The organism is Micromonospora sp. NPDC047707, assembly GCF_040704235.1.
GTDB lineage: Bacteria > Actinomycetota > Actinomycetes > Mycobacteriales > Micromonosporaceae > Micromonospora.
Genome location: NZ_JBEYSU010000001.1, coordinates 374,048 through 392,255, shown reverse-complemented (window position 1 = coordinate 392,255; position 18,208 = coordinate 374,048). Strand labels below are relative to the sequence as shown.

The window sequence follows — 18,208 nt, the reverse complement described above, 5'->3', positions numbered from 1 at the left end:
CCACCGCCGTGCCCGTCATCCCGCCAGCACCACGACCTCGACCCGCTGAACGAGGTTGTTCGCGAAGCCGCCCCGGTTCCACGGCTGCTCCACCGGCTGGGTCCGGCCCGAGGCGTCCGTGGCGCGGGCGCTCAGCACGTACCGTCCCGGAGTCGCCGCCCACTCGTGGTGCCAGCGCCGCCAGGCGTACGGCCCGCCCGTGTGCTCGTCCAGCTTCGCGGGCGTCCAGGTGGCACCCCCGTCGGTGGTCACCTCGACGGACATCACCGGGGCGTGACCCGACCAGGCCCGACCGTCCAGCGTGCACGGCCCCGGGCGGAGCACGCGGGTGCGGGACATGAAGTCCGGAAAGCCCGGAGGGCGGACCAGGGCGCGCGGTTCGATCCGGGTCACCGGCACCCCCGGATCGGCGGCGTCCTGCCGCAGCCGGTAGGCGACCGCGTTCTGGTAGCCGTCGAACGGGGTGGTCCGCACGTCGATCCGGCGCAGCCACTTCACGTGCGCCATCCCGTACCAGCCGGGCACGATCAGGCGGAGCGGCGCACCATGCTGCGGCAGCAGGGGAGCACCGTTCATCTCGTACGCCAGCAACACCTCCTCGCGCAGCGCCTCCGCGACCGGCAGAGCCCGCTGGTAGTCCTGCTCGACGCCGCGCTCCACCCCGTGATCGGCGCCGGTGAAGACCACGTCGACCGCGTCGGCGGCGACCCCGGCCTCCCGCAGCAGCGGCGCGAGCGGTGTGCCCGTCCACTCCGCGTTGCCGACGGCCTCGACCAGCCAGGGCTGGCTCACCGGACGCGGGTGCAGCAGCGCACGCCCGTTACCCGCGCACTCCAGCGTCACCCGGTGGGTGACCCGGGGCCGCTCCCGCAGCTCGGCCAGGCCCACCGCGAAGGGCCGGTCGACCGCGCCGTCGACGGTCAGGACGTGGGTGGCCGGGTCGACGTCCGGGATGTCGTAGTGGATCAGCAGGTAGTGCAGCCCGGCCGGGGTGACGTCGTAACGCAGCGCCTCGAGCGGGATGCCGTGGTTACGGGCGGCGAGCTGGAGCTCCTCGACGCTGATCGCCTCGTCCGGCCCGGCCAGCCGCGAGGGCCGGCTGACATCGTCCACAGTGGTCATCTGCTCTCCTCGGCCCGGACGGCGGCGGTACCGCCGTGACGCGGGACAAGCCTATGTCCTGTGCCGAAGTTTCCGGTCGCGTCGTCGCCCGGGCCGCAGGCCGGCCAGCGACTCTGGCACAGGAAGCGGGGCCGGCCCCGGCCGATCATCTGTCGGCCGGACCGGCCCTCGGCCGTGACCGGCGGCGCCGGTCGGGCCGCACAGGTGTCACCGGTCGAACGCGAACATCGTCACCCCGGCCGGCAGCGGGCGCGGTGCCGTGCGCAGCCGGTGCACGCCCACGCCGGTGCCGTCCGCCGGTTCGCTCACCGCCACCTGCTCGAAGCCGGCCGCCGCGAACCAGTCGCAGATCGTCGGCACCAGGTCCGGGTCGCGGCGGTGCCGGGTCCACACGACGGTGCCGCCGGTCACGCAGAGTGCGGCGCAGTGACCGACCGTCGCCCGGATGTCGGCCTCCGGGATGTTGCCGAAGACGCCGCAGACCAGGACCAGATCGGCCGGCGCCAGATCGGCGTACGCGTCGGTGCGCGCCGCGTCGCCGAGGACCACCTCGACCGTCGGTAGCCCGGCCGACGCGACGGCCGACCGGGCGACCTCGGTGTTACGCGCGTCCAGCTCCACCAGCCGGGCGGTCACGTCCGACCCACGGGGATGTTCCGCCAGCACGGGGATGAGGTCCCGGCCCTGGCCGGCGCAGAGGCTGATCGCACGCAGCGGGCCGGGCGGGGCCTGGTCGAGCGCGTCCGCGACCCGCCGGCGCACCTCGGCGAGCCGGCGGGACAGGGGCGAGTCGGGATCGCCGTAGTCGTCATGCCACGCGTACCAGTTCTTGGTCATCGGCCCAGCCTAGGGTGGCTCGGTGGCTCGGTGGCTCGGTGGCGCATAGCAGATCGACTCCCGGCACGGGGTCTGTCCACAGTGGTAGCACCGTCCACAGGTGACCCGGCGGTGGGGTGGCGACCCGGCGGGCCGCTCGGGGAGGGTTGCTCCCATGAGACCTCCGTGGCGGCTCGTCGCCCTGCTGCACCTCAACCTGCTCTGGGTCGTCCTGCTGGTGGTCGTACCGTCCGCCACGTCGGCACGCGGCTCGACGCCGGTGGAGGACGTCGCGGCGCCGGCGGTCGGGTCCTTCCGCTGGCCGCTGCCCGGGACTCCCCGCGTGATGCGGCACTTCGACCCGCCGCCGCAGCCGTGGCTGTCCGGCCACCGGGGCGTGGACCTGGCCGCCGCCCCCGGCACCCTCGTGCGGGCCGCCGGTGCCGGCACGGTCACCTTCGCCGGGATGGTCGCCGGCCGACCGGTCGTCACCGTGACGCACACCGACGGCCTGCGGACCACGTACGAGCCGGTGCGGCCGGCCGTCGAGGTCGGCGCTCCGGTGCCGGCCGGCGGACCGGTCGGTCACCTGCTGGCCGGGCACCCGGGTTGCCCGGCCGCGTCGTGCCTGCACTGGGGCCTGCGCCGGGGCGACGTGTACCTCGATCCGCTGGCCCTGGTCGGCCGCGGACCGGTCCGGCTCCTGCCGCTGGACCCCGGGCCGCCGTGATCGTCCGCACCTGCCGTGCCCGGACCTCACGTGCCGCGGATGGCTGAGCTTTCACGTGCCGCCGGATGGCTGAGCTTTCACGTGCCGCCGGAGGGCTCAGCGCTGAGCGAGCAGCGGTGGAAGCGACACGGCGAGCCGCTCGTACTCCACCGCCGCGTTGTACACCTGCCCGCACACCCGCAGCCAGCCCCGCCCGTCCCAGGCGTTGACGGCCACCTCGACGGCCAACCGGTCGGCGATCCGGGCGCGCAGGGCCCGCGCGGCGTCCAGGGTGGTGGCGACGCCCGGCGGCAGCGGGACGATCCGCATGGCGACCCCCGGCCCGCCGGGGTCCGGCAGGTCGGCGGGGCGCACCCCGAGCGCGTCCCCCAGCACCCGCTGCCCGTACGCGGCCAGCGCGGCGTTGTGCCCGCGAACCCGGTCGAGGCCCAGACTGCGCAGCGTGAACACGCCCACGGGCGCGGCCAGCCACGGGGTGTAGTCCATCGTCGCCTGCCACTCCACGCGGCTCGGAAAGCCGGACTCCTGCTCCCAGGAGACGACCAGCGGCTCGATGCGCTCCCGCCACGGCGGGGCCACCACCAGTACGGCTGTGCCGCGCGGCGCGTACGCCCACTTGTGCAGGTTGCCCACCCAGAAGTCCGCCCCGATGCCCTGCACGGTGGCGGGCAGCATTCCGGGCGCGTGGGCGGCGTCGACCACGATCGGCACGCCCTGCTCGCGGGCGACCCCCGCGATGGCGGCGACCGGGAGCAGCCGTGCGGTGGGGGAGGTGAGCTGGTCCACCACGAGCAGCCGGGTCCGTCCGGGACGCAGTCCGCTGCGGACGATCTGGAGGATCTCCTCGTCGGTGGCCGCCAGCGGCACCCGCAACGCCCGCGTGACCGCCCCGTTCCGGCGGCACTCCCGGGCGATCGACAGCGCGACCGCGCCGTACCCGTGGTCCGTGGTGAGCACCTCGTCGCCGGGTTGCAGTCCGAGCGACTGGAACACCACCGCCACGCCGGTCGTGGCGTTCGGCACCAGCGCGGTGCCGTCCGGGTCGGCGCCGAGGAAGGCAGCCAGGTGACGGCGGGTGTGGGTGATGCGGTCGACGAGCCCGGCGGTGAAGAACCGCAGGGGATTCGCCTCCATCTCGTCGCGCAGCCGCTGCTGCGCCCGCTGCACACCGATCGGCACGGCACCGAACGAGCCGTGGTTGAGATGGCTCACCGCCGGGTCCAGGGAGAAGAGCATGCGCGCTCCCGGGATCGGCTCGGGCGGCTGCACAACGCTCACCCGATGATCGTAACCGTCGGTGGATCTCCGGCTGCCGGTCTCCGCCGAGGGCTTCCCGCCGGCCGGTGTCCGCCGGTTGGTTTCTGACGGCCCGCTCTCCGCTGGTGGTGTCCGCCGGTCCGCTCTCCGCTGGTGGTGTCCGCGGCCCGCTCTCCGGCGGGCGCTCTCAGCAGTGCTGTGGTGGCCGGGTCGACGGGTGGGCGGCGGCTTGTTCAGGCGCGGGGATGGGCCTGGCGGTAGGCGGCGCGTAGCCGCTCGACCGACACATGGGTGTAGATCTGTGTACTGGCCAGCGAGGAGTGACCGAGCAGTTCCTGCACCGCCCGCAGGTCCGCGCCGCCCTCGAGCAGGTGGGTGGCGGCGGAGTGCCGCAGCCCGTGCGGACTGATCCGGGGCAGCCCGGCGGCCTCCGCGTACCCGCTCACGATCCGGCGCGCGGTCGTCGCGTTGAGCCGGCCACCCCGGGCGCCGAGCAGCAGAGCGTTCCGCGAGTGCGGCCCCACCAGCCTCGGACGGCCGTGGCGCAGCCACCCGTCGAGTGCTCGCTGCGCCGGGACCCCGTACGGCACGGTGCGCTCCCGGCTGCCCTTGCCCAGCACGCGGATGACGCGCCGGCCGGAATCGACGTCCGCTACGTCCAACCCGCACACCTCGCTCACCCGGACGCCGGTGGCGTAGAGCAGTTCCAGCAGCAGCAGATCGCGCAGCCGGACCGGATCGGCCTCGGCGGCCGCGGGACCGGCGGCCTGGGAAGGGCCGGACGGGTGAGCCGTCGCAAGCCCCGCGCCGCCCGTCGGCTCCACCTCCACCGGGTGGGCGTTCGTCGGTCCTGCGTCCGTCGGTCCTGCGTCCGTCGCGGCGGCCTCGACGAGGGCGGCGGCCTGGTCGGCGCGGAGCACGGTGGGCAGCTCCCGGTGCGCCCGAGGGCTGGCCAGGGGTGCGGCCACATCGATCGGCAGTAGCCCGCGGCGGTGCGCCCAGGTACTGAAGGTCCGGGCCGCCGCCGCGCGCCGGGCGAGCGTCGACCGGGCGGCCCCCATCGTCCGCTGTCTCGCCAGCCAGCTGCGGACGACGGCGAGGTCGAGATCGGCCGGACTGCTGCCACCGCTTCGTACGGCGTGGTCGAGCAGCGAGACCAGGTCCGTGACGTACGCCCGGACGGTGTGGGCCGAGCGGTTGCGAACCTGCGCCAGGTGGCTGGCGAACTCGTCCACCGCCTCGCGCATCGCCGGCGGCAGCGCCGCGTGCAGGGCACGCGTCGCCCGGCCGTCCCGCCGGCTCACGTGCCAGCCCCGATGGGACCCACCGTGGCCGGGCCGGCCTCACCCCGGTTGACCGCGTCGGTCGCCGCCGCGGCCGGTCGGGCTCCGGGCTGCTTGTCGGCGCGCACCCGTTCAGCTTACGGTCGGTGCATCCGCCGCCGACGGTGCCGGCGGTCGCCGATGGACGCACGTCAAGTGACAGGTGTGTGTCCACCGGGGACCGCGGGCACGGCGTGCCCGCGGTCCGCCAGGGCTTCGGACGCGACGGACGGAGGCACCGGGGTGGGGCTGGATGTCGTTCTCTACCGGGCCCTGCCCGCGGGCCGACGTGTGTCGTACGTCCCGGTGCGTGTCGTGCCGGACAACGACGACACGCTGCTGGGACTGCTCGACGGATTCGCGGCGCCGGCCGGACACCGCTGCTGGACGGGCTGGACCCGGTCGGCGACCGGGCCTTCGACGCGCGGTCGGTGCCGACCCTCCTCGAAGAGCTGCGGTGCCTGGCGGACGTGGCGGGATCCGAGGCCGAGGCGGCCCGTGTCCGCAGTGTCGTCGCGCTGGCCCGGCGCTGCCTGCGTGAGCCCGGCACCGAGATCCGCTTCGAGGGCGACTGACCGCGCCGACAGTAACGGGCCGCCGGCACCGCCGGTCGTCTTCGGGACGTGCAACCACGCCGACGGTCAGGGCCCGCCGCCAGTCACGGCCCGCCGGCAGTCACGGCCCGCCGGCATCGCCGCCGGCCTCCTGCGCGGACGCGGAACGCCGCGGCGGTGGCGCGACGACCACGTACCCGCCGTCCCGCCCGACGACCAGGCCCAGTTCCTCCAGCAGGGCCAGTTTGCGCAACGCCGTGCGCACCGCCACGCCCGACCTCGCGACCACCGCGTCGACACCGGTCACGCCCCGCCGGGGCATCGACTCCAGCACGGCCGTCGCGTCGTCGTCGAGCTGGTCCGTCGGCCGCTCGGGCCCCCGGGCCGGCGGTGCGAGGTCGCCGCCGATGCGGCCCACCTCCTCGAGCACGTGCGCCACGCCTGCGACCAACCGCGCGTACGGTTCCTCCCGCAGCAGCTCGTGCGCCCCGACCGACATGACGGAGGTCACCGGGCCCGGTACGACCATGGTCCGCCGGCCGAGCGCCAACGCCCGGCGCGCGGTCTGCCGGGCGCCGCTGCGCGCCGACGCCTCCACGAGGACACTGCCGCGCGTCGCGGCGGCGATGACCCGGTTACGGATCAGGAACCGGGGCCGCAGCGGCTCCGCCCCCGGGGGCCATTCGCTGATCAGCAGCCCGGTTTCAGCGATGCGGTCGAAGAGGGCGGTGTTGCCCACCGGGTATGGCCGGTCCAGGCCGCATGCCAGCACTGCGACGGTCAGCCCACCGGCGTTCAGGGCACCCCGGTGTGCCGCGGCGTCGATGCCGAACGCCCCGCCGGAGACCACCGTCCAGCCCCGCTCGGCCAGCCCGTACGCCAGCTCGGTGCCCACGTGGACGCCGTACCCGGTGGCGGCGCGCGCCCCCACCACCGCGACCGACCGGTCCAGCGCCTCACCCAGCGGCCAGGCGCCCCGGACCCAGAAGCAGAGCGGCGGTGCGGTCTCCCGGTCGACCTTGCGGGTCGCTCCCGCCAGCACGAGGTGGCGCAGGTCGCCGACCGGTGCCGGCCACTCCGGGTCGGCCGGCGTCACCAGGCGGGCGCCGAGCCGTTCCGCCCGACCGAGCGCCTCGTTGGCCACCGCCAGAGGGTCGCCGGCCGCGAGGCGGGCTGTCACCGCCTCCCGCAGCGCCTGCTCCGGCGCGCCCCCGTCCAGCAGCAGGGCGAGCGCGGCGACCGCGCCCTGCTGCTCGACCAGGTGGAACACCGACCGGGTGCCCGGCTCGGTGAGCCAGGTCAGCGCCACCCGGGCGAGCTGGTCCGCCTCCCGGCCGGCAGCCGACGGGGGTACGCCGGGTGGTGCGGGGTGGATGGTCATGTCACCTCTCCCGTCCTCGTGTAACGGCCCGGTCCGGTCGCCGTCGGGCACGGCCGGCTGGCGGAGCTGCTGCCTGCAGGTCCCTCGGCGGGGACCGGCTGGGGGGCGACGCAGAGTCCGGACGACCGCAACCGCGGTGGGATCTCACGGCGTGCACCGGTGCTCACAGCGCCTCCCCGGTGCGTAGCCCGATCGCCTCGCGGACGTCGTCGGCGTCCGGGCGGTCCCGGCCGTCCAGGTCGGCGACGGTCCAGGCGAGCCGGAGCACCCGGTCGAAACCCCGGGCCGAGAGCGAGCCGGCGTCGAGCCGGGCACGCAGCTCCCGCGTGTCCCGGGCCGGTAGGCACCACGGCGGGCGACGCAGCACCGGGCCGGGCAGTTCCGCGTTGATTCGACGGCCGAGGCCCGACCAGCGTGCGGCCGCCGCCGCCCGGGCCGCAGCCACCCGGGCGGCCACGGCCGCCGAGGACTCACCGGGGCCGGCGACCTCCGTCAGTTCGGCAGCGCGGATGGGTTGCACGGTGACCTGCACGTCGATCCGGTCGAGCAACGGGCCGGAGAGCCGGCCCAGGTAGCGCCGACGGGTCAGGGGCGAGCACTCGCAGGTGACGTCCCCGGAGGGTTTCGCGCAGGGGCACGGGTTGGCGGCCAGGACGAGCTGGACGTGGGCCGGGTACTCGGCGGAGCCCCGGGATCGCGCCAACCTGACCCGGCCGTGTTCGAGCGGCTGCCGCAGCGCGTCCAGCGCGCCCTTGGCGAACTCGGGAGCTTCGTCCAGAAAGAGAACGCCGCGGTGGGCCAGCGAGACCGCGCCCGGACGGGCGAGACCGGAGCCACCACCGACCAGAGCCGGGACGGTCGCGGTGTGGTGCGGAGCCTGGAAGGGAGGCCGACGGATCAGCTGCCCACCGGGTGGCATCAGGCCCGCGATCGAATGCAGTGCGGTCACCTCCATCGCCGCCTCGTCGTCCAATCGGGGAGCACCGACGGGAGCCGTTCGGCGAGCATCGTCTTGCCCGCACCCGGCGGCCCCAGCAGTGCCAGGTGGTGCCCACCGGCGGCGGCCACCTCCAGGGCGCGACGCCCCAGGGCCTGACCGGCCACATCGGCCAGATCGGGTACGGACGGCGCCTCGGCCGGGCCGCCCTGCGGCGGCTCCAGCAACGGGCTCCCCTCGGTGACGAAGGTGACCAACCGGTGCAGCGTGTCGACGGCACGGACCCGGACCCCGGGGATCACCGCCGCCTCGGCCGCGTTGTCGACCGGCACGATCACCCGGTCGTGGCCGGCGCGGGCCGCGGCGGCGACCATCGGCAGGACTCCGCGGACCGGGCGGACGGTGCCGTCCAGACCCAGCTCGCCGAGGACCACCACCCGCTCCAGGGGCAGCAGCGGCAACTCCCCGGCACTGCCGAGGACCGCCGCCGCGATGGCCAGGTCGAAGGAGGACCCGTACTTGGGCAGGGTCGCCGGAAGCAGGTTGATGGTGATCCGACGGTTCGGCCACGTACGGCCCGAGTTGACCACGGCGGCGCGCACGCGGTCCCGTGCCTCGTGCAGGGCGGTGTCCGGCAGGCCGGTGATCGCCACCGTGGGCAGGCCGGGCGCGAGATCCGCCTCGACCTGCACCACGTGCCCGGTGACACCGACCAGACCCACGCACAGCACCCGGGCGTAGCTCACCGGCGTACCCCCATCTCAGAACGCCCCCTTCACGTGCTCGACGTGGGGCGGGCCGCCGGAGAGGCGGACCGCGACCACGTCGAACCGCACCTCCTGGGCGGTCGTGCCGGTCTCGGCGAGCCAGCGGGCCGCGAGGCCGCGCAGCCGGCGCGCCTTGGCCGGGACGACGGCTTCGGCCGGCGTACCGAAGTCGTCGGTACGCCGCGTCTTCACCTCGCAGAACGCCAGCACCGGCCCGTCCCAGGCGATGATGTCGATCTCGCCGCGGGGGCAGCGCCAGTTGCGGGCCACGGGCCGCAGGCCCGCCCCGATCAGATGCCGTACGGCACAGCGCTCCCCGTACGCGCCGACCGCCTGGTTCCGTCTGCTCATGCCCGGCACGGTGCCCGGGACCCGGTACCCGCCGCCGCCCCGGCCCGCCGATCTGTGGACAACGAGATCCCCTGTGGACGACCGGACGATCATGCCCTCGGCGTGCTATGGCGACGCCGGTCGCCGCAGGTCAGACGTCAGCGGGCGAAGGGCCGTCGACCGCGCCACGGTAGGCCCGGCACGACGATCTACGGGCGGACCGCGCGGCGGAGTTGGACCGGCTACCACTCGGCCACGACGGGTGTAGCCGCACGCTTCGCCACCGTGCCCTGGTGAGGTGGGGGCCGGCGAAATGGCGCCCGAGCAGCCGGTCGCATACGGTGCCGACGTGGATGGACGACGGAGCTATTCCGAAGATCAGGAGTCGCGTTGGTACCCCGGTGACCGGGAGCGGGGGTACGGGGAGCCGACCTGGCGTGGCGCGGGCGAGAGCCGCTACCGCGAGGAGGACCTCCGCGTCCCCGAGCAGGGCGGCGCGGATGCCCGCTACGGGGAGGGGGCAGGGGCCGGCCGGGGAGGCTTCCCCAACCCGGAGGACTCCGGGGCGTTCCGGATCGGCGAGGACGACTCGGGGCGTTTCGGTGCCGTAAGCGCGTACGGGGACAGGCCGGCGGAGACCGAGGGATACCGGTCGAGTCGGTCGCGGCGGGCCGACAGCGACCCGGAGGTCTCCGGTGAGCTGCCCACCGGCCGGCGGTCGCGGGAGGGGCGTGATCCGTTGACGTCCTCCAGCGCCGATGCGCTGGCCGGTGCCGGCCCGGTCGCCGACACCGCCCGGCCGGCGGGACTGAGCGGGTACCCGGTCGTCGAGCCCGGCCGCCCGGTCACGGAGCCCGGCCGCCCCGCGGCCGAGGCGCCGCACCCGCTGGAGATGCCGACGGGGCCGATGCCGCCGGTCGGACCGCGGAACGACCTCGCGCCCGGTACGGTGATCGCCCCCGCGGCCGGCGACGGGGTCTACCGGACCCGCCGCCCGGCGCTGGCGGCCCTCTTCGCGGTGCTGGTACTGGTCTTCGAGGTGCCGGCGCTGCGGGTGCTGCTCACCGGGGTGACCGGCGACCCGGTCTCGGGGGCGAACGTGGTGGCCGGGACGTTCCTGGTCTGCGGCCTGCCGATCTTCGCGATGGGCCTGTACGGGCTGCGGACCGGTGGGCTCTCGCTGGCTGACGGGAGCCGGGGCTGGCTGCGCCCGCCGACCGCCTACCTGACCGTCGGCCTGGTGCTCTTCGTCGCGGCGGCGCTCGCGGTCGGCTGACCCCGGCTGTTGACAGGGGACCCTTCCACAACGTCAGGCGTTAAGAAGGGGCCCTTCCTTACTCCCGGGGACGGGGTGGTGGGGGAGGGGCGTACACTGGTCGACTGGCGACCGCCTTGCGCGGTCGACCTCGCGCGCCCTCTCCACGGTTCGTCGTGGGGCGGCGGCCTCCCTGGTCCCGATCTTGGTCGGGCCCACCCTGGCCGGCGACCGGGCGCCAGGACGCCCGGCCGCCGGCCGGGCGTGACAACCAGGGACGCAAGGAGTACCCAACCATGGCCGTCGTGACCATGCGTCAGCTGCTGGAGAGCGGTGTCCACTTCGGGCACCAGACCCGGCGCTGGAACCCGAAGATGAAGCGCTTCATCTTCACCGAGCGCAACGGTATCTACATCATCGACCTGCGCCAGACCCTCGACTACATCGAGAAGGCGTACGACTTCGTGCGCGGGACGGTCGCCGAGGGCGGCTCGATCCTCTTCGTCGGCACCAAGAAGCAGGCCCAGGAGGCGATCGCCGAGCAGGCGACGCGGGTCGGCCAGCCGTACGTCAACCACCGCTGGCTCGGTGGCATGCTGACCAACTTCCAGACGGTGTACAAGCGGCTCCAGCGGATGAAGGAGCTGGAGGCCCTGGGTGACCTGAGCGGCACCGCCGCCGGTTACACCAAGAAGGAGACCCTGCAGCTCTCCCGCGAGAAGGAGAAGCTGTCCCGCACCCTCGGCGGTCTGCGGGACATGCAGAAGCTCCCGGCCGCGATCTGGGTGGTCGACACCAAGAAGGAGCACATCGCCGTCGACGAGGCCCGCAAGCTGGGCATTCCGGTCATCGCGGTGCTCGACACCAACTGCGACCCGGACGAGGTCGACTACCCGATCCCGGGCAACGACGACGCGATCCGGTCGGCCGAGCTGCTGACCAAGGTCGTGGCCGCCGCCGTCGCCGACGGCCTGATCGCCCGTTCCGGCCGTCGTCGGGGCACCGATGAGAAGCCGGAGGCGGGTGTCGCCTCGGACGAGCCGCTGGCCGAGTGGGAGCGCGAGCTGCTCGAGGAGCCGAAGAAGGCCGACGAGCAGCCGGCGGCCGCCGCCGCGGAGTGACCGTACGCCGCTGTCCCGTCGTCCGGTCCTTCCGGACGGCGGGGAGCGGCGGGCAGTCCGGGCAGAATCCGCCCGGATCCGGGTAAACCGCCACCTCAGACCATCCCACCCGCAGTCTCAACACCGAAGAGAGAGCCATGTCCAACTTCACCGCCGCGGACGTCAAGAAGCTCCGCGACCTGACCGGCGCCGGCATGATGGACAGCAAGAAGGCGCTGACCGAGGCCGAGGGCGACTTCGACAAGGCCGTCGAGATCCTGCGCGTCAAGGGCGCGAAGGACGTCGGCAAGCGGGCCGGCCGGACCGCCGCGAACGGCCTCGTCGCGCACTCCGGCAAGGCCCTGCTGGAGCTCAACTGCGAGACCGACTTCGTCGCCAAGAACGACAGCTTCATCGCGCTGGCCCAGCAGCTGGTCGAGCACGGCGAGCGCAGCGGCGTGAGCAACGCCGCGGAGCTGCTGGCCTCCGAGATCGACGGGAAGACCGTCGCCGACCTGGTCCAGGAGCGGTCCGCCAAGATCGGCGAGAAGCTGGTGCTCAACCGGTTCGCCAAGCTGGACGGCACCGTTGCGGTCTACCTGCACCGCAAGGCGCAGGACCTGCCGCCGGCGGTCGGCGTGCTGGTGCAGTACGCCGGCAAGACCGACGAGGCGGGCGACGCCGACGCGCGCGGCGCGGCCATGCAGATCGCCGCCATGCGGCCGCAGTACCTCACGCGTGACGAGGTGCCGGCCGAGGTCGTCGAGTCCGAGCGGCGCATCGCCGAGCAGACCGCCCGTGAGGAGAACAAGCCCGAGGCGGCGCTGCCGAAGATCGTCGAGGGCCGGGTCAACTCCTTCTTCAAGGACTTCGTCCTGCTGGAGCAGGCGTCGGTCACGGACAACAAGAAGACGGTGCGGCAGGTGCTGGCCGAGGCCGGCATCGAGATCACCCGGTTCGTCCGGTTCGAGGTCGGCCAGGCCTGAGCCGCTCCGTGGGCGCGTGAAGACGCCCGCGGAAGGGAACGTGGACGAGGAGGTCGCCGGTGTACGTGTCAGGCACCGCGGCCTCCTCGTCACATAGGGTCTGTGGCGAGGTCCCGGCGCGGCCGGGCTGCGACCTCGACGTGGGCCCTAGGGTCGGTCACGGCAGTTTCGCGGTACGCGGCGCGGGGCGCCGCATGGGGAAGGGCGGGGCGGATGACGCAGGTTGTTAGTGACCGGAGCCTGGCGGCGGAGGATCCGACGGCGCCACCTCCCGGTCGGGCCCGCCGGGTGGTGCTGAAGCTCTCCGGTGAGGTGTTCGGCGGAGGGGCGATCGGTGTCGACCCGGACGTCGTCCAGGCCATCGCCCGGCAGATCGCCACAGTGGTCCGGCGCGGGGTGCAGGTCTCCGTCGTGGTCGGTGGTGGCAACTTCTTCCGCGGCGCGGAGTTGCAGAAGCGCGGCATGGACCGGGCGCGGGCCGACTACATGGGCATGCTCGGCACGGTGATGAACTGCCTCGCCCTCCAGGACTTCCTGGAGAAGGAGGGCATCGAGACGCGGGTGCAGAGCGCCATCACGATGGCCCAGGTCGCCGAGCCGTACATTCCGCTGCGCGCCATCCGGCACCTCGAGAAGGGCCGCGTGGTGATCTTCGGTGCCGGCGCCGGCATGCCGTACTTCTCCACCGACACCGTCGCCGCCCAGCGTGCCCTGGAGATCCGGGCCGACGTGGTGCTGATGAGCAAGAACGGCGTGGACGGCGTCTACACGGCCGACCCGCGCATCGACCCGACCGCCAGCAAGTTCGACTCGATCACCTTCTCCGAGGTGCTCCGCCGCAACCTGCGGGTGGCCGACGCCGCCGCCTTCAGCCTCTGCATGGAGAACGGCCTGCCGATGCTGGTCTTCGGCGCCCAGGGCGACGACACCATCATCCGGGCCGTGGGTGGCGACAAGATCGGCACCCTGATCACCACCTGAGCAGCCGACCTCAACGGTCCTCCGACACGACCAGCCACGACGAGCACAGAAGGAGGCGAGGAGACCGGTGATCGACGACACCCTCCTCGAGGCCGAGGAGAAGATGGAGCGTGCCATCGAGCACGCCAAGGAGGAGTTCGGCGCCATCCGTACCGGCCGCGCCAACGCCGCCATGTTCTCCAAGATCATTATCGACTACTACGGCAGCCCGACCCCGCTGCCGCAGATGGCGTCCATCGGCGTGCCCGAGCCGCGGATGGTCATCATCAAGCCGTACGACAACACGCAGATCAACGCCATGGAGAAGGCGATCCGCGACTCCGACCTCGGCGTCAACCCGAACAACGAGGGCAACCAGCTGCGCATCCTGCTCCCGCAGATGACCGAGGAGCGCCGCCGCGAGATGATCAAGGTGGCCCGGCACAAGGGTGAGGAGGCCAAGGTCGCCGTCCGCAACATCCGCCGCAAGGCCAAGGAGGAGCTGGACCGGCTGGTCAAGGACGGCGAGGTCGGCGAGGACGAGGGACGTCGCGCCGAGAAGGAGCTGGACGACCTGACCCATCGCTTCGTCGCCACCGTTGACGAGCTGGTCAAGCACAAGGAAGCCGAGCTGCTGGAGGTCTGACCCCGGCCGCCCGAACGGCGACGTGGCACCGGCGCACGCCCTCGTGGGCGGCGGTATGCCGGTGCCACGACCGTTTGGGCACCGCGCGCTGCCCGTCCGGCGGCAGTGGAGCACCGTCCGCCCGCGCCATCTGCCCGTGCCGTCCGCCGGCAGCGGTCCCGAGTGGCCCGGCGACGGGTGCAGTAGGCTCGGCACGATTCCCGGGCCACCGCGCGGTGAACTGCGGGGATCGGCCGGCCGACGTGCTGGTCAACCGACGGGAAAGTCACTCGGGTAGGGGATGGTTGTGGTTGTGCGTCTGGTCGTCGGTCTCGCACCACGTCCGCGCGGTGCGTGATGTCCCACGTCGACCCCTACGGCAGCGCCGACCCTCGCGGCTGGGACCGGCCGGACCGGCCCAACCTGCCCTGGCCCGACCACGACGTCGAGCCCGGCCCCTGGGCGCGGCGGCCCGCTGTCGCTCCCGACCTCCACGCCGACCCGCGCACCCGGCCCTCGACCGATCCCGCCGGGACGTATCCCGGGTACGACGACCGCGACCCTGCCCGGCCCTTCCACGGGCCTTCCGGCGCGGGTGACCCGGCGTACGGGGGCCGGCCCGGCCCGGTGAACGGCCGAAACGGGCGCCACGGCCCCGCCGGTGACGATCCGGAGTACCCGACCGCGCAGCTGGAACCCGTCCGGGACGAGGCGCCCCCGGTGTCGGAGTACCCCACCACGCAGCTCGCCCCGGTCCGGGACGAGCCGGCCCCGGCCGGTTCGGAGCCGCCGGGTCGGCGCCAGCCGGGTCGGCGCCGGGCGGGCGGGTCCGGGGCCCCGGCGGCGTCGTCGGGCAAGGCCGGCCGCAACCTGCCCGCGGCCATCGGGGTGGGCGTCGCCCTCGGCGCGCTCATCCTCGTGCCACTGTTCCTCTACCCGCCGGCGTTCCTGCTGGTCGTCGCCGGCGCGGTGGCGATCGGCAGCTGGGAGATGGCCCGGGCGGCCGGGCGGGCCGACGCCCGCCCGCCGCTGGTCCCGCTGATCGCCGGCGCCGTGCTCACCGTGGGGCTGGCCTGGTTCGCCGGCCCCGACGCGCTGACCCTCGGTCTGGCCGTCACCGTACTGGGCTCGGTCGTGTGGCGCCTCGGGGACGGGCCGGCCGGGTTCCGGCGGGACGTCACCGCCGCCACGCTCATCGCGGTCTACGTGCCGTTCCTCGGCGGTTTCGCGGCGCTGCTGGCCGCGGTGCCGGACGACGGCTCGCTGCGGGTGCTGGCGACCCTGGTCGCCGTGGTGCTCTCCGACACGGGCGGGTACGCGGCCGGCGCCAACTTCGGCAAGCACCCGATGGCCCCCACGATCAGCCCGAAGAAGTCCTGGGAGGGCCTGGCCGGGTCGGTCGGCGCGGCGGCGCTCGGCAGCGCGGTGCTGCTCTGGCTGCTCTTCGACGTCCGCCCCTGGTGGGGCGCCCTGTTCGGGGTGGCGGTCTCCGCCGCGGCCGTGCTCGGCGACCTGGCCGAGTCCATGGTCAAACGTGACCTCGGCGTGAAGGACATGAGCAACCTGTTGCCGGGGCACGGCGGCCTGATGGACCGGCTCGACTCGATCCTGTTCGCCGTCCCGACGGCGTACCTGCTGCTGGCGGTCCTCGTTCCGATGGCTGGTTGAGTCGTGAATCACCCTCCGCAGGTGCTTCCGTCCGTGCGGTCCGGCTCGATTCGGCACCTCCGGACGGGTGCGTCCCGCGCCGGCCGTGACAGACTGGACGCGACATGACGAGCCTGCCCCTGACCCCGGTCAACCTCGACGCCCCCGCACGCCGGGCGGCGATGCCCCCGCAGCACCTCGCCGACCTCGACCTCGCCGGCCGCCAGGCACTGGTCGCCGAGCTGGGGGAGCCCCGGTTCCGGGCCCGGCAGGTCTCCACCCACTACTTTGGGCGCCTGGTGCGCGACCCCCGGCAGATGACCGACCTGCCGGCCGCGACCCGTGACAAGCTGGCCGAACGGCTGCTGCCCACGCTGCTGACGCCGGTGCGGGAGCTGGCGTGCGACGACGGGGCGACCCGCAAGGCACTCTGGCGGCTGCACGACGGCTCGCTCGTCGAGAGCGTGCTCATGGGCTACCCGGACCGGGTCACGGTCTGCATCTCCAGCCAGGCCGGCTGCGGGATGGCGTGCCCGTTCTGCGCGACCGGCCAGGCCGGGTTGACCCGCAACCTCTCCACCGCCGAGATCGTGGACCAGGCGGTCTACCTGGCGGGCATGGCCGCCTCCGGTGCGGTGGCCGGGTCCCCGCCGAGGCTGTCGCACGTCGTGTTCATGGGAATGGGTGAGCCGCTGGCCAACTACAACCGGGTCGTGGCCGCGATCCGGCGCCTGGTCGCACCGGCCCCCGAGGGGCTGGGGCTCTCCCAGCGGCACATCACCGTTTCCACGGTCGGGCTGGTGCCGGCCATCCGCCGACTGGCCAGCGAAGACCTCTCAGTGACCCTTGCTTTGTCGCTGCACGCCCCCGATGATGAGCTGCGCGACGAACTCGTGCCCGTGAACCAGCGCTGGAAGGTGTCCGAGGTGCTGGAGGCGGCCTGGGAGTACGCGGCCCGCACGGGACGTCGTGTGTCGATCGAATACGCGATGATCAAGGACGTGAACGACCAGCCGTGGAGAGCCGATCTGCTCGGGCGGCTGCTGGCCGGCAAGTTGGCCCACGTGAACCTGATCCCGCTCAACCCCACTCCGGGCAGCCGCTGGGATGCGAGCCCGAAGCCGGTGGAGCGGGAGTTCGTCCGGCGGTTGCGCGACGCCGGAGTGTCCACGACGGTGCGGGACACCCGAGGTCGCGAGATCGACGGGGCGTGTGGTCAGCTCGCCGCCGCGGAGGGCAGTGAGACCGTTGGGACCGGGGAGACACCGTGACCGGGCGTAGCGAACGAGACCAGGAGACATAGTGGCGAGTCAGGGTCAGCGTTTCCGGCGCAAGGCGCTGCGCCGGGGATACAAGGTCGACGAGGTGGACGCCTTCCTCGACCGCGTCGAGGCCACGCTGGCCGGGCAGCCGGTCGGCGCGCCCGTGTCCTCGCAGGAGGTCCACGACGTCGTCTTCCGGGTCCGGTTCAACGGCTACGACGAGTGGCAGGTCGACCTGCACCTCGACCGGGTCGAGCGGCAGCTCGCCGACCTGGAGGAGCGCGGCGGCCTGGGCGGCCGTGGCGGTGACTCCCGCCTGCCGGACCGGCTCGGCCCGCCGGAGCGGATGGGCCCGCCGATGCGCGACGAGCGCGGCATGTCCCCGGTGGCGCAGCCGATGCCCCCCCGCGTCATGCCGGCGCAGCCCGGCCCGCCCGACCGCTACGGCCGGTACGACGAGCCCACCGGTGCCTTCGCCGGCGGCTACGACGCGCCCCGCGGCGGCTACGAGCCGCCCCGTGGTGGCCCGGGCGCCCAGATGGGTCACGGCGCGCCGCCCCGCGGTCTGCCCCCGGGGTCGGGTGGCTACGGCCCGGACTCCGGTCCGGGCGGCTACGGCCCGGACTCCGGTCCGGGTGGCTACGGCCCGGACGAGCGTTTCGACGGCTTCGAGGCCGGCCGGCACGGACGCACCGACATGACCGCCGAGATCCGCATGCCGGACCGGGGCCGCGGCATGGGCGGCCCGCCCGCGCAGCCGCAGCCGGGCTTCGGTGGTCCGCCGGCGGTTCCCGGCCCGCCCGCGATGGCCGGCCCACCGATGGCCGGCCCGCCCGGCAGTGACCTGTACCGGGTCGACCAGATCCGCCGCAGCTTCCAGGTGCGCCGCTTCGGCAGCGGGTACGACCCGGACCAGGTGGACCGGTTCTTCGAGAGCCTGCTCGGCGGGATGCAGGGGCGGAACGCGATGCCGGTGAACCCCCGCGACCTGGACACCCTGCGCTTCGGTCTGGTGCAGGGCGGATACTTCGAGGCGGAGGTCGACGCCGCCCTCAAGGACGTGCAGGACATCCTGCTCGGTCGCTGACCGCGTACGACGAAAGGGCCCGCTCCCGGTCGGGAGCGGGCCCTTCGCGCGTGTCCCGCCGGCGCGGGCG

17 protein-coding genes and 1 pseudogene are annotated in these 18,208 nt (G+C 74.0%); 10 read left to right on the top strand and 8 right to left on the bottom strand.

Going from position 1 to position 18,208, the window contains the following annotated elements:
• Positions 1 to 15: 15 nt before the first annotated feature.
• Both AB0873_RS01885 and AB0873_RS01880 read right to left on the bottom strand, forming a co-directional pair.
• Positions 16 to 1,122, bottom strand: coding sequence for a sulfite oxidase (locus tag AB0873_RS01885; protein ID WP_366598005.1), 1,107 nt, complete (start codon positions 1,120 to 1,122; stop codon positions 16 to 18).
• Positions 1,123 to 1,329: 207 nt separating this feature from the next.
• On the bottom strand, positions 1,330 to 1,959 hold the full coding sequence (locus AB0873_RS01880) for a class I SAM-dependent methyltransferase (protein ID WP_366598004.1): 630 nt from the start codon (positions 1,957 to 1,959) through the stop codon (positions 1,330 to 1,332).
• Between the two features lie 154 nt (positions 1,960 to 2,113).
• Here AB0873_RS01880 and AB0873_RS01875 point away from each other — a divergent pair, with 154 nt between their 5' ends.
• Entirely contained in the window at positions 2,114 to 2,668 is a 555-nt protein-coding gene (locus tag AB0873_RS01875) for a M23 family metallopeptidase (RefSeq protein ID WP_366598003.1), read from the top strand.
• Positions 2,669 to 2,764: 96 nt separating this feature from the next.
• Here the strand turns inward: AB0873_RS01875 and AB0873_RS01870 are convergent, their stop codons facing one another.
• Positions 2,765 to 3,946 carry an aminotransferase class V-fold PLP-dependent enzyme gene (locus AB0873_RS01870; protein ID WP_366598002.1) on the bottom strand — a complete coding sequence of 394 codons (1,182 nt, stop codon included), beginning with the start codon at positions 3,944 to 3,946 and terminating at the stop codon, positions 2,765 to 2,767.
• Between the two features lie 212 nt (positions 3,947 to 4,158).
• Positions 4,159 to 5,172, bottom strand: a complete 1,014-nt coding sequence (locus AB0873_RS01865) for a tyrosine-type recombinase/integrase (RefSeq protein ID WP_366598057.1) — start codon at positions 5,170 to 5,172, stop codon at positions 4,159 to 4,161.
• A gap of 506 nt (positions 5,173 to 5,678) precedes the next feature.
• On the opposite strand from AB0873_RS01865, the gene AB0873_RS01860 reads away from it, so the two are divergent.
• On the top strand, positions 5,679 to 5,822 hold the full coding sequence (locus AB0873_RS01860) for a hypothetical protein (RefSeq protein WP_366598001.1): 144 nt from the start codon (positions 5,679 to 5,681) through the stop codon (positions 5,820 to 5,822).
• 100 nt (positions 5,823 to 5,922) lie between these two features.
• Here the strand turns inward: AB0873_RS01860 and AB0873_RS01855 are convergent, their stop codons facing one another.
• The 4 genes and pseudogenes from AB0873_RS01855 to AB0873_RS01840 all read right to left on the bottom strand — a co-directional run bounded on the left by AB0873_RS01855 (position 5,923) and on the right by AB0873_RS01840 (position 9,237).
• Positions 5,923 to 7,182 carry a DNA-processing protein DprA gene (locus tag AB0873_RS01855; RefSeq protein ID WP_366598000.1) on the bottom strand — a complete coding sequence of 420 codons (1,260 nt, stop codon included), beginning with the start codon at positions 7,180 to 7,182 and terminating at the stop codon, positions 5,923 to 5,925.
• 163 nt (positions 7,183 to 7,345) lie between these two features.
• Entirely contained in the window at positions 7,346 to 7,627 is a 282-nt protein-coding gene (locus AB0873_RS01850; RefSeq protein ID WP_366598056.1) for a hypothetical protein, read from the bottom strand.
• A gap of 111 nt (positions 7,628 to 7,738) precedes the next feature.
• Positions 7,739 to 8,772: pseudogene (locus AB0873_RS01845) on the bottom strand (ATP-binding protein); the annotation flags it as partial.
• Positions 8,773 to 8,880: 108 nt separating this feature from the next.
• Complete coding sequence (locus tag AB0873_RS01840) at positions 8,881 to 9,237, bottom strand: YraN family protein (protein ID WP_366597999.1); 357 nt, start codon at positions 9,235 to 9,237, stop codon at positions 8,881 to 8,883.
• A 292-nt stretch (positions 9,238 to 9,529) separates the two neighbouring features.
• Here AB0873_RS01840 and AB0873_RS01835 point away from each other — a divergent pair, with 292 nt between their 5' ends.
• The 8 genes from AB0873_RS01835 (at position 9,530) to AB0873_RS01800 (ending at position 18,138) form a co-directional block, all read left to right on the top strand.
• Positions 9,530 to 10,492 carry a hypothetical protein gene (locus AB0873_RS01835; RefSeq protein ID WP_366598055.1) on the top strand — a complete coding sequence of 321 codons (963 nt, stop codon included), beginning with the start codon at positions 9,530 to 9,532 and terminating at the stop codon, positions 10,490 to 10,492.
• Positions 10,493 to 10,767: 275 nt separating this feature from the next.
• Positions 10,768 to 11,592 carry a 30S ribosomal protein S2 gene (gene rpsB, locus AB0873_RS01830; RefSeq protein WP_155333594.1) on the top strand — a complete coding sequence of 275 codons (825 nt, stop codon included), beginning with the start codon at positions 10,768 to 10,770 and terminating at the stop codon, positions 11,590 to 11,592.
• 137 nt (positions 11,593 to 11,729) lie between these two features.
• Positions 11,730 to 12,557, top strand: coding sequence for a translation elongation factor Ts (tsf, locus tag AB0873_RS01825; protein ID WP_366597998.1), 828 nt, complete (start codon positions 11,730 to 11,732; stop codon positions 12,555 to 12,557).
• 213 nt (positions 12,558 to 12,770) lie between these two features.
• The gene (gene pyrH / locus AB0873_RS01820; RefSeq protein ID WP_155333592.1) at positions 12,771 to 13,538 is read left to right on the top strand and encodes a UMP kinase; all 768 of its coding nucleotides are present in this window, start codon (positions 12,771 to 12,773) and stop codon (positions 13,536 to 13,538) included.
• A gap of 67 nt (positions 13,539 to 13,605) precedes the next feature.
• Positions 13,606 to 14,163, top strand: coding sequence for a ribosome recycling factor (gene frr, locus AB0873_RS01815; RefSeq protein ID WP_366597997.1), 558 nt, complete (start codon positions 13,606 to 13,608; stop codon positions 14,161 to 14,163).
• 336 nt (positions 14,164 to 14,499) lie between these two features.
• The gene (locus AB0873_RS01810) at positions 14,500 to 15,810 is read left to right on the top strand and encodes a phosphatidate cytidylyltransferase (RefSeq protein ID WP_366597996.1); all 1,311 of its coding nucleotides are present in this window, start codon (positions 14,500 to 14,502) and stop codon (positions 15,808 to 15,810) included.
• 104 nt (positions 15,811 to 15,914) lie between these two features.
• Positions 15,915 to 17,060 carry a 23S rRNA (adenine(2503)-C(2))-methyltransferase RlmN gene (gene rlmN / locus AB0873_RS01805; protein WP_366597995.1) on the top strand — a complete coding sequence of 382 codons (1,146 nt, stop codon included), beginning with the start codon at positions 15,915 to 15,917 and terminating at the stop codon, positions 17,058 to 17,060.
• A gap of 31 nt (positions 17,061 to 17,091) precedes the next feature.
• Positions 17,092 to 18,138, top strand: coding sequence for a DivIVA domain-containing protein (locus tag AB0873_RS01800; RefSeq protein ID WP_366597994.1), 1,047 nt, complete (start codon positions 17,092 to 17,094; stop codon positions 18,136 to 18,138).
• Positions 18,139 to 18,208 lie beyond the last annotated feature (70 nt).

Excerpts from the sequence above, each read along its gene's own strand:
- AB0873_RS01885 (WP_366598005.1), bottom strand. The coding sequence starts at position 1,122 with ATGACCACTGTGGACGATGTCAGCCGGCCCTCGCGGCTGGCCGGGCCG.
- AB0873_RS01880 (WP_366598004.1), bottom strand. The coding sequence starts at position 1,959 with ATGACCAAGAACTGGTACGCGTGGCATGACGACTACGGCGATCCCGAC.
- AB0873_RS01875 (WP_366598003.1), top strand. The coding sequence starts at position 2,114 with ATGAGACCTCCGTGGCGGCTCGTCGCCCTGCTGCACCTCAACCTGCTC.
- AB0873_RS01865 (WP_366598057.1), bottom strand. The coding sequence starts at position 5,172 with ATGCGCGAGGCGGTGGACGAGTTCGCCAGCCACCTGGCGCAGGTTCGC.
- AB0873_RS01855 (WP_366598000.1), bottom strand. The coding sequence starts at position 7,182 with ATGACCATCCACCCCGCACCACCCGGCGTACCCCCGTCGGCTGCCGGC.
- AB0873_RS01840 (WP_366597999.1), bottom strand. The coding sequence starts at position 9,237 with ATGAGCAGACGGAACCAGGCGGTCGGCGCGTACGGGGAGCGCTGTGCC.
- AB0873_RS01835 (WP_366598055.1), top strand. The coding sequence starts at position 9,530 with ATGGCGCCCGAGCAGCCGGTCGCATACGGTGCCGACGTGGATGGACGA.
- rpsB (WP_155333594.1), top strand. The coding sequence starts at position 10,768 with ATGGCCGTCGTGACCATGCGTCAGCTGCTGGAGAGCGGTGTCCACTTC.
- tsf (WP_366597998.1), top strand. The coding sequence starts at position 11,730 with ATGTCCAACTTCACCGCCGCGGACGTCAAGAAGCTCCGCGACCTGACC.
- pyrH (WP_155333592.1), top strand. The coding sequence starts at position 12,771 with ATGACGCAGGTTGTTAGTGACCGGAGCCTGGCGGCGGAGGATCCGACG.
- AB0873_RS01810 (WP_366597996.1), top strand. The coding sequence starts at position 14,500 with ATGTCCCACGTCGACCCCTACGGCAGCGCCGACCCTCGCGGCTGGGAC.
- rlmN (WP_366597995.1), top strand. The coding sequence starts at position 15,915 with ATGACGAGCCTGCCCCTGACCCCGGTCAACCTCGACGCCCCCGCACGC.